The sequence below is a fragment of the Staphylococcus sp. GDY8P57P genome (genome assembly GCF_017892585.1).
Taxonomy (GTDB): Bacteria; Bacillota; Bacilli; order Staphylococcales; family Staphylococcaceae; genus Staphylococcus; species Staphylococcus borealis.
Genome location: NZ_JAESLK010000152.1, coordinates 1 through 482 on the forward strand (window position 1 = coordinate 1; position 482 = coordinate 482).

1 protein-coding gene is annotated in these 482 nt (G+C 24.9%); it reads right to left on the reverse strand.

All coding sequences use genetic code 11. The features are described 5' to 3' along the window. Nucleotides 1-62 precede the first annotated feature (62 nt). Nucleotides 63-377: a hypothetical protein gene (locus tag KA878_RS14075; RefSeq protein ID WP_210142269.1), complete on the reverse strand. Its 315-nt coding sequence runs from the start codon at nt 375-377 to the stop codon at nt 63-65. Nucleotides 378-482: the final 105 nt, after the last annotated feature.

A 482-nucleotide genomic window follows, 5' to 3' on the forward strand; every position in this document is an offset into this window, starting at 1 on the left:
TGTTTATTAATATAACACTATTAAAAGACCTGGTCTAATTAGATCAGGCCTTTTAATAATTTTTAATCAAATAAACGACTATAACTAGCTAATGTAGCAGGATTACTAGTTAAATATTCAACTTTTTTACCAATAACATCTAACTCGTTATTCTCTATTAATTCCAATTTACTTACTCGTCCTGTAACTCGATTGTAGTTAAACTCATCTCCTAAAACATATGTTGCAATTACTTCTTGATTAACTAACACTACAACATATTTAACTTCATCCAGCCTTTTTGGAGAAATTTTCCAATCGCCCTTTGCTCTCTCTAAAATAGATTTGTCATTATTAATATGTTGATCTGAAAGTTTAATTACAAGTATATTTTTCATTTTATACACCCTTTTTATGATATATTAAATTAGTGATTTATTTATTTACTAATTTAATATATCATATATTCAAATAATGGCAATACCTTTTTGAATATAAAATAT